General features: G+C 57.0%; 12 protein-coding genes. 1 reads left to right on the top strand and 11 read right to left on the bottom strand.

All coding sequences use genetic code 11. The features are described from left to right. Positions 1-126 precede the first annotated feature (126 nt). From hemN to COL8621_RS17375, 11 genes are all read right to left on the bottom strand, one after another. Positions 127-1,452, bottom strand: a complete 1,326-nt coding sequence (gene hemN, locus COL8621_RS17425) for an oxygen-independent coproporphyrinogen III oxidase (RefSeq protein WP_235823938.1) — start codon at positions 1,450-1,452, stop codon at positions 127-129. Between the two features lie 202 nt (positions 1,453-1,654). Beyond that, complete coding sequence (locus COL8621_RS17420) at positions 1,655-2,173, bottom strand: DUF2478 domain-containing protein (protein WP_093968745.1); 519 nt, start codon at positions 2,171-2,173, stop codon at positions 1,655-1,657. Positions 2,174-2,190: 17 nt separating this feature from the next. Further along, the gene (locus COL8621_RS17415) at positions 2,191-3,471 is read right to left on the bottom strand and encodes a molybdopterin molybdotransferase MoeA (protein WP_093968705.1); all 1,281 of its coding nucleotides are present in this window, start codon (positions 3,469-3,471) and stop codon (positions 2,191-2,193) included. Continuing rightward, the gene (locus COL8621_RS17410; RefSeq protein ID WP_093968704.1) at positions 3,468-4,085 is read right to left on the bottom strand and encodes a carbonic anhydrase; all 618 of its coding nucleotides are present in this window, start codon (positions 4,083-4,085) and stop codon (positions 3,468-3,470) included. The genes COL8621_RS17415 and COL8621_RS17410 overlap by 4 nt, the downstream gene beginning before the upstream one ends. After that, a complete protein-coding gene (locus tag COL8621_RS17405; protein ID WP_093968703.1) occupies positions 4,082-4,645 on the bottom strand; it encodes a hemerythrin domain-containing protein in 564 nt (187 codons plus the stop codon). The genes COL8621_RS17410 and COL8621_RS17405 overlap by 4 nt, the downstream gene beginning before the upstream one ends. Before the next feature lie 16 nt (positions 4,646-4,661). After that, entirely contained in the window at positions 4,662-5,459 is a 798-nt protein-coding gene (locus COL8621_RS17400) for a peptidylprolyl isomerase (protein WP_093968702.1), read from the bottom strand. A 5-nt stretch (positions 5,460-5,464) separates the two neighbouring features. Beyond that, a complete protein-coding gene (gene narI / locus COL8621_RS17395) occupies positions 5,465-6,208 on the bottom strand; it encodes a respiratory nitrate reductase subunit gamma (RefSeq protein ID WP_093968701.1) in 744 nt (247 codons plus the stop codon). A gap of 11 nt (positions 6,209-6,219) precedes the next feature. Next, positions 6,220-6,924: a nitrate reductase molybdenum cofactor assembly chaperone gene (gene narJ / locus COL8621_RS17390; RefSeq protein WP_093968700.1), complete on the bottom strand. Its 705-nt coding sequence runs from the start codon at positions 6,922-6,924 to the stop codon at positions 6,220-6,222. Between the two features lies 1 nt (position 6,925). Next, on the bottom strand, positions 6,926-8,449 hold the full coding sequence (gene narH, locus COL8621_RS17385) for a nitrate reductase subunit beta (protein ID WP_093968699.1): 1,524 nt from the start codon (positions 8,447-8,449) through the stop codon (positions 6,926-6,928). Then, entirely contained in the window at positions 8,446-12,186 is a 3,741-nt protein-coding gene (locus COL8621_RS17380; RefSeq protein ID WP_093968698.1) for a nitrate reductase subunit alpha, read from the bottom strand. Before COL8621_RS17380 ends, narH begins: the two co-directional genes overlap by 4 nt. A 14-nt stretch (positions 12,187-12,200) precedes the next feature. Continuing rightward, positions 12,201-14,933, bottom strand: coding sequence for a nitrate/nitrite transporter (locus COL8621_RS17375; RefSeq protein WP_093968697.1), 2,733 nt, complete (start codon positions 14,931-14,933; stop codon positions 12,201-12,203). 248 nt (positions 14,934-15,181) lie between these two features. On the opposite strand from COL8621_RS17375, the gene COL8621_RS17370 reads away from it, so the two are divergent. After that, entirely contained in the window at positions 15,182-15,877 is a 696-nt protein-coding gene (locus COL8621_RS17370) for a helix-turn-helix domain-containing protein (protein ID WP_093968696.1), read from the top strand. Positions 15,878-15,886: the final 9 nt, after the last annotated feature.

Genomic DNA, 15,886 nt, shown 5'->3' with positions numbered 1-15,886 from the left:
ATACCCATTAGTTAGTTATTACTTACTAACTAACATGACTACATCTCGGGTTCAAGATCAAAGAAATGGAAAAATGGCGCTTTCCCAAGCCAAAGAATACCGGGACGACCAGCAACTGAGAGCGTATCAGACGGCCACAGCGTGTCGTGCGGTATTGGCGACAAGATAGGCATCAAAGACCGACGCAACGACACGTACAACCGGCGCTCCTTTTTCAGTCACCGATAGGCGTCCGTCACGACGCGCTATTAAACCGTCAATTTCCAATTCAATAAGATCCGACACAAGTTCACTATACCAGTCTTTTGACATGCCGACGCGCAATGCAGCGTCGTCCAAATCAACCTCGCCACAGCACATCAACCTTTCGATGACATAGCCGCGTAGCGTATCGTCCTTTGTAAGCACGACACCCTTGCCGACAGGCAATTCACCAGCTTCAACAGAACGCGCCCAGGCACCGGTTTCTGACAGGTTTTGCACATATCCCGACGGCGTGCGCCCGATGGAGGTAGAGCCGACCCCAAGCATCATTTCTGCCTGATCTGTCGTGTAGCCTTGGAAGTTGCGGCGCAGCGTCCCTGCCTCGGCGGCTTTCGCCATGGAATCCGAAGGCAAGGCGAAGTGATCAAGGCCGATGGCCACATAGCCCGCATCGGTCAAAGCCACCGCCGCAGCCTGCGATTGCAGCAGCCGCTCATCGACTCCCGGCAAAGCGGTCTCGTCGATGAGTCGCTGCTTTTTGGCCATCCACGGCACATGCGCATAACCGAACAGCGCGATCCGATCGGGTTGCATATCGACGCAGAGCCGGATCGTCTCAAGTAGGGTGCCGACGGTTTGATGCGGCAGTCCATAGATCAAATCAAAGTTGATGCCGGAGACGCCAACCGACCGTAGGCCGTCAACAGATCGACGCACCATATCTGGCGGCTGGATCCGATTGATCGCTTTCTGAACTTTCGTGTCAAATTCCTGCACGCCGAAACTGGCCCGAGTGAAGCCCAATTCGCCAATGCGTCGGATCATTTCGTCGGTGAGCGTTCGGGGATCGCTTTCAATCGCCAGTTCGGCATGAGACGTAACGTTGAAACTCGCCCGCACCGCATCCATCGCTCGCGCGAGGTCATCGGGCACCAGCGCCGTCGGTGTTCCGCCGCCCCAATGCAGGTGCGAGATGTCCATGCGGCCCGGTAGGTGTTCGGACACAAGGTTGATTTCTTTGATCAGGGTCTTGGCATACTCTGCGACCGGGGCGTCCCGTTTGGCCAGCTTCATGTTGCAGCCGCAATACCAACAAAGCTCACGACAGAACGGGACATGTAGATAGAGCGAAACAGGTGCATTCGGATTGAGCGCCGAAACCCACTCCGCGTACTCTTTAGGTCCGATCGCCTTTGAAAAATGCGGCGCTGTGGGATAGCTCGTGTAACGCGGCACATTGCGGCTCATATACGTTTTCAGTGAGTTAGTCATAGTTGTCCCAATTTGTTGCGCAGCATGTCGGCAGTTTGAAGGTTGTTCTGCCGACTCTGATCAACGGCACACGGCCCGAGAGTATTTTGTAGACCGCGCATAATTCTCCTGAACTCAATGGTCTTACGAGACTTGTTCTGCGTCTTTGATTCAGATCACAGGCGAACTCCTTGCTTCGTCACGCGACCTCGCGACCAGCCGCCAAGGTGCGCTCAAGCCAGCAGACGATGGCCTTGACAGACGGTTCCAGCCGATTTGCGTCGGATCCGGTGAATTCTTGAAAAGCGTGGAAGTTCAGCGTGTTTATGCCAACCAAAACGGGTATGTCGCGCGCTATCGCCTCTGCTATGACTGTCCGAAATCCGCGGCCCTCTGCTTCGTGCTTGCCAAACTTATTGACTATAAGAACGTCGGCTTCAGCCATCAGGCGCTCAGCGACGAGGCCAACAGCGCTCTCGAGAGCTGACGGATCCAGCCTGCATCCCTTGGACTCGCGCCCCAGGCTCTGAGATATCCGCAGGACAGGGCCATCCGGGAGAACCTGAACATCCATATCGCAAGGATGACTGTCGCATTCAGTATTGATCTGCACGGTACCGCACGTCCGGTATCCGCGTGTTGCAAGTTCTTGCGCAGCGCTGAAGAGCAGCAGATCAGTGTCGCCTCGTCCGGGCGCCATAGTGTAAGCAATGTTCATGGTCTTGCTTCCTTTTATCAATCGCAGAAGGGTTGGAATTCCACCAGAGCGCCTTCCGGCAAGTTTTCAATCTCTGAAGGGATGAACAGAACGCCATCCGCTGCAGGCAACCGGGCGACGCGCCCCGAGTGCGTCGCGTCCTCAAATATGGCGATTTCCCGTCCCAAACCGTCGAACCCCGAGAGTTCGGCCAGCCGCAATTCACAGCGCCCGTATTTATGATCAAGCGCGCGGGACAAAACGACATGTCGGCGGCGGTTGGGTTGTGAAGTGGTGTCTCCGGCAAGGACTCGGAGAAGCACAGTTCCGAAGAGTTGCCAGCCTATAAACGCAGAGAGAGGGTTGCCCGGCAGACCCAGCCAGTGTGCGTCTCCCAATCGCCCATAAGAGACAGGTTTGCCGGGCTTCATCGCGACACCGCTAAACACCATGGTCGCGCCGAGGCAATTGAGAGCAGGTTTTACATGGTCTTCTTCCCCTACCGAAATACCACCGGTGGTGACAATCAGGTCGACTCGCTTGGCCAGATCGCCAAGTTGTTGACACAGGGCATCTCTATCGTCCTTACCGGCTTCGATCTGGACGAATTCAATCCCCGGTGATGCGATCTGCGCGCTCAGCATTGGTGAGTTCACATCCCAGATGCCCGCGAAGGTGAGGGGCTGACCAGACGAATTGACTTCGTCACCGGTGACAACAAGCGCCACCCGAACTCTGCGGCGTACACGGACGGTTGCTGCCCCAGCAGCAGCGCAAGCCGCGATATCTCGTGATGTGATAAGACGGCCAGCCGGAACAACGATTGCACCCGCAGCCATGTCTTCACCGGCAGTTCGGATGTTCGCGCGTGGCCGTATTTTTCGTGAGATGATGATCGCGTCGTCGATGACATCGACGTCTTCCTGCATCACGACTGCATCCGCTCCCTGAGGAATTGGCGCGCCGGTGAATATCTGCGCAGCAGCACCAGGTCGGATCGATCCGCTTGCCACCTGTCCAGCCGCGATACGAGCAGTCACCTCAAGACGCCACGGACCTGCCCCGGTCAGCGATATGGAGGCGAGCGCATAGCCATCCATCGCTGAATTGTCGAAGGGGGGTGCTGCTGAGAGCGCGCGCACGGAATCGGCAAGAACGCGTCCACACGCAGCGGCAAGCGCCACCTCTTCGGTCTCGGGGACCTCAAAAACGTTCTGGATAATCCGCGCTATAGCCTCGTCAATCGCGACCAGGCCACCCAGATGATCGGCTGCGCCACACCCACACCCAGGCTCATCGATCCGTGTTAAAACGGTCATTGCGCGGCCTCCTTCTGAAAATGACCCGGCCCCACGGTGCAATCGAGGTCACGCAGACGACCGTCCTTGAGCCCATAAATGAGTCCGTGAACCCGAATACCGATGCCATCCTTCCATGCGCGTTGCAGGATTGGTGTCTCGGAAACGCGACGGACACCTTCGACTACATTGAGCTCCGCGAGTTTGTCGCGACGGGCTTCCTCATTATCTTCTTGCGCAAGGTCTACCGCATAGGAGCGTGCCAGACGGCGGATCGGTTCCAGCCAATGATCCGCCAGACCATGCGGCAGGTCTTCTGTCGCGGCCTTTACGCCTCCACAGCCATAGTGGCCGCAGACGATGATCTCGCGGATCGTGAGCGCTTCCACCGCAAACTCCAGAGCCGATAACATGTTCATATCTGATGAGTGGATCACATTGGCGACGTTACGATGCACGAACACTTCACCGGGATCGAGACCCGCGACCACATTGGCCGGCACCCGACTGTCGGAACAGCCAATCCAGAAAAACTCGGGTGACTGCCGTGTTGCCAGTCTCGCAAAGTATCCCGGTTCCTCGGCATTCTTATGGTCAGACCACTGCGCATTGCGGTCCAAGAGATCACCAATCATTTCGTCTTCTCCTTGTGATGATCAAGCCGTCGTTCCCGCATATGATTTCTCATGGTTTCGAGGTCGTCCTCGGTCAGACGGACGCGCGCAATCGGCAGAATAATGGCGTTCTCAAGAATGAGATGGCGTCGTGCATGACCGGCGAAATCAATCATCCGAGCGCAGGCTTTTTCCGAGAAGCCCGTATCGCTGGTCTTATTTACTTCGATCAGAGCCGCTATGGCTGGTGCATCAGCAAGGGCATGTCCGTGATCGGCTTCAAGCTTTTCAATCAACTCTTTGATTTCCTCTTCCGGATCGCAGCGTTCCAACATCATCGGAAAAAGATCGATTTCTTCGTCTGCAAGATGCAGCGGCAATTGTTCCGTTAGAAACTCAACGATCATCTTCCTTTCTGCGCTCTTGGTAGATGACGCGGTGACCAGCTTGTCGATCAAGGCGCAGACTTCCCGTTCGCGCATGTGATCTTCGGCAATGAAATCCAACGGATTGTTAAACGGGCCGGTTTTTGCCTTTCCGCCCCGCGCAGTCGTAAGCAATCGTTCACTATCTTTCGTCACCGGCCTATCCTCCCGATCAGACCATGCTAAAGTCAGCCCCTTCGATGTCCGCGCCTTTGACCAATTGATCGACAAAGTCCCGGGCCTCTTTCGCCCAAGCCGCTTTCTCCATCGCCTCGGCGATTTTTGAGCGCACGGCCTCAAACGGCAGAACCTGGCCTTCCGCCAGCGCATCGAGCCGGATAATATGATAGCCATGCCTTGTCAGAACGGGTTCAGAAGTCGTCTCACCTTCGGACAGCTTGCGGAGTACAGCCTCGAATTCCGGAACGGTATCACCCGGACCGAGTTGTCCAAGCGCTCCACCAGAGTCCTTCGATCCACATTCGCTCTCACGTGCCGCCAATGCCGCAAACCCTTTAGGGTCCCCGGCTAGGACCGCAGCGATAGCCGTTATCCGCGACAGTGCTTTTTGCCGCGCCTCAGCGTCGCGCGGATCGCAAGCGCACAGAATATGAGATGCTTCCCACAAAGGCGGGGTTCTAAACCGGGATGGATCTTTCTGCCACTCTGCCTTGATCTCCTTGGCATTGGGCGGAGTGACACTGACCGCCTGTTCGAGAAGGCCCCGGATCTGGGCCTCCTCATCTGTCTCGAACCGGCCGGGACCAACCTCCTGGCGGGCTGGCGTGACACCTCGGGCAACGGCCTCCTGCAAAAGCAGAGTTCGGATCGCCACTGCATTGGTGGCCTTGCGCCATGCAATTCCGGGTTTGCCTTTCGGGGCTTCCTGGTTCTGGGTTTCGGCGGCCACCAGCGCGTGGGGCACAAGTTCGCCATTGACGATCAGGTCGGGAAAGAGTGCTACGTTCATGAGCTCTACTCCGCCGGTGTTGCTTTGGCAGCGCTGCGCTTCGGCAGAGCTTTCTGCCGCCGCGACCGCACAATCTGATAGCCCGGGCGCAGCAGGAACCGGAACGGTGCCGCAAAGCCGGATACCATGTGCACAAGCCGTGTAAACGGGAACAGGATGGTGATTAGCAGACCTAGAAAGATGTGCGCCTTGTAGAGCCAGTGGACGTCTACAACCATTGCCCAAGCGTTCAGGTTCAGCAGGATCACGCTCTGCGACCAGGTCATGAAGCGCACCATTTCTGCCCCGTCCATGTGCTGCAAGGTCAGAAAGATTGTGCCCAGCCCGATGAACAACTGCAGCCAGATCAAAACAAGAATGCCAATGTCGGCGAAACTGGTGTGGCGCCAGATGCGTGGGTCCATCACGCGGCGGTGGATCAAAAGTGACGCACCGATAAGGGCCGCAATGCCCGCTGTACCGCCAAGGATCACAGCCGCCCATTGCTTCATTGCATATGGAATACCAAGAGTGTCAAGAATCCAGACTGGTGTGAACAGTCCAATCAGGTGGCCGCCGAAGACAGTGATGATTCCGACATGGAACAGTACGGATCCCCACCACAATTGCTTGCGTCGCAAAAGCTGGCTGGAAGAGGATTTCCAAGTGAATGGGTCCTTCTCATATCGTGCAATTGACCCAACAATCAGCACGGTCAGCGCGATGTAGGGCATGATTCCAAAGATGAAGTAGTCGAGGTCCAAGAACATGATGTATCTCCCTATTCGGCCGCTTGATGTGGTGCGGGGTTGATTGGAACGTCCATGTTGGCCAACATGTCACGCACTTGTGGGCACCCGGCGCTAGGATCCGGGCCAAAAAGCACTTCGCTTTCTTCCCAGACCTCGTCCAGTGCCTCCAGATCGGTGGGATCGTCATCCGGCTGCGCCAGCATTTCTGCGACCGCTTCCTGATCCGGTTTCACGCCAGCAAGCTGCAAAAGGCTAGCGAAGACGGCGCCATAAGGACTCTCCCTGCGAACCAGACGCGCGTTCAAGGCCTCAAAGATATGGGCCGCATCCGCCAGAGTATCCTGTGCTTCTGCAAAGGGCCGCGTCGACAGGAATTCCAGAAGCACCGGCAGATGATCAGGAAGTTCAGAAGTAACCGGATCAAATCCACCTTCACGGTAGGTTTCGACCAGCGATACCATGGCCCCACCCCGATCCCGGCTTTCGCCATGGACATGTTCAAACAGGTTTAGCGACAACGTCCGCGACCGGTCAAACAGCATGACGAATGTCTCCTGCAGGTCGTAAATGTCGCGCCCGGCCAGCTCCTCCACCAGCGGGCGCAACGCCCGACGTGCTGCTGCTGTCAATCGCGTATCCGAGGCCAGAACGCCTCCGATCTCGGGCATGGCATGCTGCAACTCGCGCGTCGGGTAACTCAGGATCAGGGAAAAGGCTTTCAGTGTACGGTCCATGTTACTGTACCTCCGCTGGCATTTTGAGGGGTCGCTTGGAGCCACCAAAGAGCGATCCTTTGGAGATACCGGTGGAGCATCCGTTGGTATCAGTGAACCCGCAGCCGCCCTTCAGGTCATAAGCTTCCTCGACCTGTTCGCGGTGGGTTGTCGGAATGACGAAGCGGTCTTCGTAATCGGCCAAGGCCATGATCTTGTACATGTCCTCAATCATGCGCCCGCTCAGGCCGACACGCTCAGCGATGCCTTCGTCGATGACACCTTCCACAGTCTTGGACCGCATGTAGGACCGCATCGCCAGCATCCGTTCCAGCGCCGTGACCACGGGGGCCTCATCGCCCGCTGTCAGCATGTTGGCGAGGTATTTGACCGGGATGCGCAGGTTCTTCACATCCGGCATGCCACCATCCATTCCGATCGCACCCGCCTCGGCGGCGTTCTGGATCGGTGATAGCGGCGGGATGTACCAGACCATCGGCAGCGTCCGGTATTCCGGATGCAGCGGGAAAGCGACTTTCCAGTCCATCGCCATTTTCCAGATCGGGCTTTCTTGCGCCCCAGTTATCCAATCCTCGGGAATGCCGTCGGCCCGCGCCGCCTCGATCACCGCAGGATCGTTGGGGTCAAGGAAGACGCCAAGCTGCGCATCATAGAGGTCTTGGGTGTTTTCCACACTGGCCGCTTCTTCAATCTTGTCCGCGTCGTAGAGCATGACACCCAGATACCGGATACGACCGACGCAGGTTTCAGAGCAGACAGTCGGGTTGCCGGATTCAATCCGCGGATAACACAGAGTGCACTTCTCGGATTTACCGGTGGACCAGTTGTAATAAACCTTCTTGTAGGGACAGCCCGAGACGCACATCCGCCAACCGCGGCATTTCTCTTGGTCGATCAGGACGATCCCGTCCTCCTCACGCTTGTAGATCGCACCAGAGGGGCAGGACGACACACAAGTCGGGTTGAGGCAGTGTTCACACAGCCGGGGAAGATACATCATGAATGTATTCTCATATTCCCCGTAGATCTGCTTTTCGATGCCCTCGAAGTTGTAATCCTCCGAGCGTTTGGAGAATTCGCCGCCCAGAATTTCCTCCCAGTTCGGCCCCTTCTCGATCTTCTGCATCCGTTCGCCGGTGATCTTGGAGCGGGGGCGCGCGGTCGGGAACGCCTCCATCTCGGGGGCGGATTTCAGGTGGTCGTAGTCAAAATCAAACGGCTCATAGTAATCGTCGATCTCGGGCAGGTCGGGGTTGGCGAAGATATTCGCCAGGATCCGCCACTTACTGCCCTGTTTGGGCTGCAACTTGCCCGCCTTGGTGCGTTCCCAGCCGCCATTCCAGCGCGCCTGGTTTTCCCAGTCGGTCGGATAGCCAAGGCCCGGCTTGGTTTCCACATTGTTGAACCAGGCGTATTCAACGCCGTCGCGGCTGGTCCAGACGTTCTTGCAGGTGACGGAGCAGGTGTGGCACCCGATACATTTATCGAGGTTCAGCACCATGCCGATTTGTGCGCGGACTTTCATTCTGCTGCCTCCTGTGCAGGTGCTTCCCAGCTCTTTTCTTTGTCGAGCCAGTCAACTTTCTTCATTTTGCGGATGACCACAAACTCGTCCCGGTTCGACCCAACGGTGCCGTAGTAGTTGAAACCATAGGATTGTTGCGCGTAGCCACCGATCATGTGGGTGGGCTTCAGGACCGTACGCGTGACGGAGTTGTGAATCCCGCCCCGGTTCCCGGTCTTCTCGGACCCTGGCGTGTTCACGATTTTTTCCTGGGCGTGATACATGAAGGTCGAGCCTTCCTTGATCCGCTGAGAAACGACCGCCCGCGCCGTCAAAGCACCGTTGATATTGTAGACCTCAATCCAGTCGTTATCGACGATACCCGCCGATTTGGCGTCCACCTCGGAAATCCAGACAACTGGCCCACCCCTGTTCAGGGTCAGCATCAACAGGTTGTCAGTATAGGTGGAGTGGATGCCCCATTTCTGGTGCGGTGTGATGAAGTTCAGGACCAGCGTATCGCCTTCATCCTGCACGTCCTTGGTGATTGTCTTGAGGTCGACTGGAGGCCGATAGGACATAAAGCCCTCGCCAAACGCCCGCATCCAAAGGTGATCCTGGTAGAGTTGCTGGCGGCCCGTCAGGGTGCGCCACGGGATCAGTTCATGGACGTTGGTATAGCCCGCGTTGTAGCTGACCTTTTCGGACTCAATGCCCGACCACGTCGGCGACGAGATGATCTTGCGCGGCTGTGCGGCAATGTCCCGGAACCGGATTTTGTTGCCATGCTCACCTTCAGCCAGATGCGCGTGTTCGCGTCCCGTGGCCTTCTCGAGCGCGTGCCAAGCCTTCACGGCAACATTGCCGTTGGTTTCGGGCGCCAGCATCAGGATCACTTCGCAGGCGTCGATGGCCGTCTCGATCTTGGGCCGACCGGCCGCCGGGCCGTCCAGTTGCACGCCATTCAAAGCCGACAGATTGTCGATCTCTTCCTGGGTGTTCCAGTTGATCCCCTTGCCGCCATTGCCCAGCTTATCGAGCATCGGCCCAAGAGACTTGAACCGCTCATAGATCGCTGAGTAATCCCGTTCGACCGCCACGAAGGCAGGCGCTGTCTTGCCCGGGATCAGATCACATTCGCCTTTTTTCCAGTCCTTCACCTGATCCTGCGCAATTTCCGCAGGGGTGTCGTGAAGAATGGGCAGAGCGACGATGTCTGTCTCGACATCCAGATATCCCGGGGCGATCTCCTGGAACTTCTTGGCGATGGCCTTGAAGATCTCCCAGTCCGATTTGCTTTCATACGCCGGATCGACCGCCGCCTGCAGCGGGTGGATGAACGGGTGCATGTCCGAGGTGTTCATGTCGTCCTTTTCGTACCAACTGGCAGTTGGCAGAACGATGTCGGAATAAACGCAAGTGGTGCTCATCCGGAAGTCGATGGTCACCAGCAGGTCGAGTTTGCCGCGCGGCGCGTCCTTGTGCCACTTAGCCTCCTTCGGCAGTTGACCACCTTCTTCGCCAAGGTCCTTGCCCATCACACCGTTGTCGGTGCCCAGAAGATGCTTGAGGAAATACTCGTGGCCTTTGCCGGACGATCCCAGCAAATTCGAGCGCCACACGAAGAGGTTGCGCGGCCAGTTGGCAGGATTGTCCGGATCCTCGCAGGACATTTCCAGATCACCGGATTTCAGATTCTCGGCCACATAGGCCGGGATCTCCTTGCCCGCCGCTTTCGCCGCTTTCGCCACCTCGAACGGATTGGTTTTCAGTTGTGGTGCAGAGGGCAACCACCCCATGCGCTCAGCGCGAATGTTGTAGTCGATCATACTGATGTCCCAGTCACCTTCAGGCGCTGTCGGGGACAAGATTTCATCGGCTTTGAGCGTCTCATAACGCCATTGGTCGGTGTGCGCATACCACGCTGAGGTCGAGTTCATGTGGCGTGGCGGACGGTTCCAGTCGAGCGCAAAGGCCAGAGGTTGCCAGCCGGTCTGTGGCCGGAGTTTTTCCTGGCCTACATAGTGCGCCCAGCCACCGCCGGATTGACCGACGCAGCCGCACATCACCAGCATGTTGATTACACCGCGATAGTTCATGTCCATGTGGAACCAGTGGTTCATCGCAGCCCCGATGATGATCATCGACTTGCCTTGGGTCTTTTCGGCATTGTCCGCAAATTCCCGCGCAACGTGAGCGATCTTGTCGGCAGGCACGCCGGTGATCTTTTCCGCCCATGCTGGCGTACCCGGCATGTCGTTGCCGTAATCGGAAGTAACCCAGTCACCACCAAGTCCGCGATCAAGTCCGTAATTCGCACAGAACAGATCGAACACGGTGGCGACGAGAACCTCACCATCCGCTGTTTTGATCTTCTTGACGGGGATATTGCGGGTCAGAACGTCAGGGTGGGTCGCGTCTGTCTTGAACTGGCCAAACGCCTCGCCGCCGAAGTACGGGAAGTCGACGCCAACAACATCGTCGTAATCCTCTTCCAGAACGAGGCTCATCTTCAGCCTTGTTTCAGCTTCCTTCGCCTTTTCCTCGAGGTTCCATTCGCCATCTTCGCCCCAACGATACCCGACTGACCCGTTCGGTGCGACGAACCCCTTGGAAATCTCGTCATAGGCGACGGTCTTCCATTCGGGGTTGTTCTCTTCCCCCAGCTTGCCGTCCAGATCATCGGCGCGCAGAAAGCGGCCTGGAACAAGCTTGCCATTCTGCTCGTCAAGCTTCACCAGCATCGGGAAGTCGGAATACTTGCGGGTGTAGTCCTCGAAATACTCTGTCTGATTGTCGAGGTGGAACTCACGCAGGATCACGTGACCAAAGGCCATCGCAAGTGCCGCATCGGTGCCTTGCTTGGCATTCAGCCAGACATCGCCGAATTTGGCAGCCTCGGAATAGTCTGGGCAAATCACGGCGGATTTGGTGCCCTTGTAGCGCGCTTCGGTGTAGAAATGCGCATCCGGTGTCCGAGTCTGTGGAACGTTCGAACCCCAAAGCAGCAGATATCCTGCGTTGTACCAGTCCGCGCTTTCGGGCACGTCTGTCTGTTCGCCCCAAGTCATTGGGGACGCCGGCGGTAAGTCGCAATACCAGTCATAGAACGACATGCACACGCCGCCCATCAGGCTGAGATACCGGGAGCCTGCGGCGTAACTGACCATCGACATCGCAGGGATCGGCGAGAAGCCAAACACGCGGTCGGGGCCGTAGGTCTTGGCGGTGTAAGCGTTGGCCGCGGCGGTAATTTCCGTGGCCTCGTCCCAAGTGGCGCGCACGAAGCCGCCCTTGCCGCGGGTCTCTACATAGGAGGCACGCAGGATCGGATCGGCTTGCAGCTTTGTCCACGCCTCGATCGGTTCCATCGTTTCGCGCATCTTGCGCCAGACCTTCATGAGGCGGCCCCGCACAAGTGGGTTTTTCACCCGGTTCGCGGAATAGAGATACCAGCTGTAGGAGGCGCCCCGAGCGCAGCCCCGCGGCTCATGGTTGGGCAGATCAGCGCGGGTGCGCGGGTAGTCGGTCTGCTGCGTCTCCCAGGTCACGATCCCGGATTTGACGTAGATCTTCCAGCTGCAAGACCCGGTGCAGTTCACACCATGGGTAGAACGGACGACTTTGTCGTGCCGCCAGCGGTTGCGGTAGGTATCCTCCCAATCGCGATTTTCACGAGTGACTTGGCCGTGGCCGTTCGAGAACTGTTCCAGTTCTTTCGACTGGAGAAAGTTCAATCTGTCGAGCAGATGGCTCATGTCAGGTTCCTTTCTTACTGAGCAGGTTGTGCAGCGGCAGCGGAGCCGCGACCACGTTCGATGTCATGGAGAAGCCCACCGGGCCGGGTGTAGAAGACCCAGGTCACGATCAGGCAGATCAAGTAGAAGCCGAGGAAGGCCCAAAGCGCGCCATTAGGTGCCCCGGTCATGGCAATCGAGGTGCCATAGAGCTTGGGAATGAAGAACGCGCCGTATGCTGCAATGGCCGAAGTGAAGGCGATGATCGCGGCACTCTCGCGCTCGGCTTGCTTACGGCTGGCGGCAGCATCCAGTTCCGGCATCAGGCGCGGAATTTCACGACCCATGATTGCAGGGATCATCTGGAAGGTGGATGCATTGCCGATTCCGGTCAGCAGGAACAGCGCCATGAAGCAGGCGAAGAAGCCCATGAAACTGCCCCCATCTCCGCCCGAAGGCAGGAAGAAGATCACGCCGTAAACCGCGACAATCATACCGAGGAAGGTCCAGAAGGTGACTCGCCCGCCGCCGAAACGATCGCTGATCCAGCCTGTGCCTGCACGGCTGAGCGCGCCAACAAGGGGACCGAGGAATACGTACTGCAGTGCATTCACTTCGGGGAACATCAGCCGTGTCAGCAACGGGAAGCCTGCAGAGTAGCCAATAAAGCTGCCGAAAGTTCCGGTATAGAGAACGCACATCACCCAGTTGTGGAACCGGCTAAAGATGATAGCCTGATCGCGGAAGCTGGCTTTGGCATCAGCGATGTCGTTCATACCCAGCCATGCCGCGATGGTCGCGATGAGGATAAAGGGCACCCAGACAAAGCCTGCATTCTGCATCCAAAGCTGGCTGCCATCATCAAGCGTGACCGGTGCACCGCCCATGGCTCCAAAAACACCCGCCGTGATGACGATGGGCACCAGGAACTGCATGACAGAGACGCCGAGGTTGCCGAGGCCCGCGTTGAGGGCGAGCGCATTGCCCTTTTCCGCTTTTGGAAAGAAGTAGGCGATGTTGGCCATCGAGGACGCGAAGTTGCCACCGCCTAGGCCGCACAAGAGCGCCAGCGACAGAAAGATCAGATAGGGTGTATCAGGGTTCTGTACGGCGTATCCAATACCCATGGCTGGCAGCAGCAGGGACCCGGTTGAAAGCGTCGTCCAGAGCCTGCCGCCAAAGATCGGCACCATAAAGCTGTAGAAGATACGCAGGGTCGCACCCGAAAGCCCGGGCAATGCGGCCAGCCAGAACAACTGGGACGAGGTGAAGTCGAACCCGATTGCAGGAAGGCGCGCGACAACCATCGACCAGACCATCCAGACCGAGAAGGCCAGCAGAAGCGCAGGGATCGAGATCCAGAGATTGCGCCGCGCGACCGCACGACCCTTGTTGGACCAGAAGGATTCATCCTCTGGCTGCCACTCCGTGAGCGTGCGTGGCATGGTTGTCCGCTCCGGCAAGTGGATCGGCTGCATCTCAGGGAGCTCGGGGAGCTCGTCGAGGGCTGGGCCGTGTGCCGCCCGTTCCATTGCGCGTACCGAAAAGTGCATCCAGCCGAGCGCTATCGCAACGAGCGCGAACAGGAGCGCAAAGCAACTGGTATAAATACCTGTCAATTCTAGCAAAGCGCCAAAGCCTATGGGGAGGACAAAGCCACCCAAACCGCCGATCATACCAACTAGACCGCCGACCGCGCCCACATGGTGCGGGTAGTAGACCGGGATGTGCTTGAACACGGCGGCTTTTCCGAGGCTCATAAAGAACCCCAGGACGAACAGTGTGATGACAAAGGGCCACAAAGCCATTTCTGTCGAGAACGTGATCGGGCCGTCCTTGCCCTGAATCACGTAGTCCGTTGGCGGGTAGGACAACATAAACAGCAGCACCAGGCTGAAACCAAAAGTCCAGTACATCACCTTCCGCGCACCAAACTTGTCGGAAAGGTGGCCACCATAGGCGCGAAACAGCGATGCAGAGAGCGAGAATGCTGCTGCGGACATGCCCGCAGCACGTACGTCGAGGCCATAAACGTCGATGAGGTAATGCGGCATCCAAAGTGCCAGTGCCACGAAGGCACCGAAAACAAAGAAGTAATAAAGCGAGAACCGCCAGACCTGCAGATTGCGCAGAGGAGCAAATTGCTCCGCAAAGCTTGGTGCTTTGACGCCGGACTTACGGCGCGCAATCAGTTCCGGGTCATCCTTCGCAAACACAAAGAAAATGATCGCCATGATCGCGAGACCGACAGCCCAGACATGTGCAACACCTTGCCACCCATAGGCTACCATTACGAAAGGGGCGACGAATTTGGTGACAGCTGCACCGACGTTGCCGGCCCCGAAAATCCCAAGGGCCGTGCCCTGGTGGCCCGCGTCATAGAAGCGCGAAACATAGGCGACGCCGATGATGAACGAACCGCCGGCTAAGCCGATCCCAAGGGCGGCAACCAGATACATGGTGTAGGTGGAGGCAAAGGTCAGCGCCCATGTCGCCATCGCGGTCAGCAGCATCTGCGCGGTGAACACCAGCCGACCGCCGTATTTCTCTGTCCAGACGCCAAGAAACAACCGCGTGATCGAGCCAGTCAGGATCGGCGTTGCAACCAAAAGGCCGAACTGAGCCTCGTTGAGGCCCAGTTCGGCTTTGATGCCAACACCAATGATGGAAAAGATCGTCCAGACCGCAAAGCACGCTGTAAATGCAACGGTGCTGAGCCCTAGGGCTCTGTTTTGGTCGGCTCTGCCGACGGTTCCGGCACTGTCCATGGTAGGTCCTCCTAGCAACATGCCCAATTCGGGCTTGTGTACAGGGTTGGAGGATTTCGAGACGCGAAAGGTTGATCTACATCAAGAATCGGGAAAAGTGTAATGAAATAAATGACTTACCGAAATACATCAACTCTCATATGATGGTTCATCAAGTCAGGATCCGTACATATCAATCGATCACTTGACATTTATCAAGTGGGTCTAAAAAATATCGTAAATTAAGAAATTTGGAGGCAAAAGTGGACATGTCTGAGTCGTATAAGGAAGAGATTCGCGACCTGACATTGTTCGCCAACATGGACGAGGCGAATTACCGTGCCCTCATGCGCGGCGCCTATGTTCAGAACTTTCCACCCCGAATTGATCTAATTCATGAAAATGAGCCACCGGACTTCCTGCATGTCGTCCTGTCGGGTTCCGTCGATCTGTTCTCGGCGTGGAATGGGCGAGAGACAAGCATGGCGACCGTCAGACCCGTGTCGACCTTTATTCTTGCAGCCAGTGTTCGGAATTTGCCATATCTGATGTCCGCCAGAACACTCGAGAAAAGCCGCATTGCCCTTATTCCCTCCCAGGATGTTAGGGCCGTATTTTCTGAGGATAGTGCTTTTGCTCAGGCAATCGTTGCAGAACTTGCCCAGTGCTATCGAGCAGTCGTGAAAAACACCAAGGATCTCAAGCTACGTACCTCACTTGAGCGTCTCGCAAACTACTTGCTGCGTCAACAGGACCGCACTGGGTCGCTCGAGTTCGATCTGACGATGGAGAAAAGGCGCTTGGCGTCCTTTTTGGGCATGACACCCGAGAACCTCAGCCGAGCATTTAAGGGCTTGGAGCCGTACGGTGTCAAAGTCGCACAAAACCATATTGTGATCACCGACCTCGAAGACCTGACACGTTACGCCAAACCTAATCCACTCATCGACGACTATTCAGCATAAGGACGCAAC

Source organism: Actibacterium lipolyticum, assembly GCF_900184935.1.
GTDB lineage: Bacteria > Pseudomonadota > Alphaproteobacteria > Rhodobacterales > Rhodobacteraceae > Actibacterium_A > Actibacterium_A lipolyticum.
The sequence above is the reverse complement of the archived record's forward strand: the minus strand, read 5'-3'. Positions and strand labels throughout refer to the sequence as shown.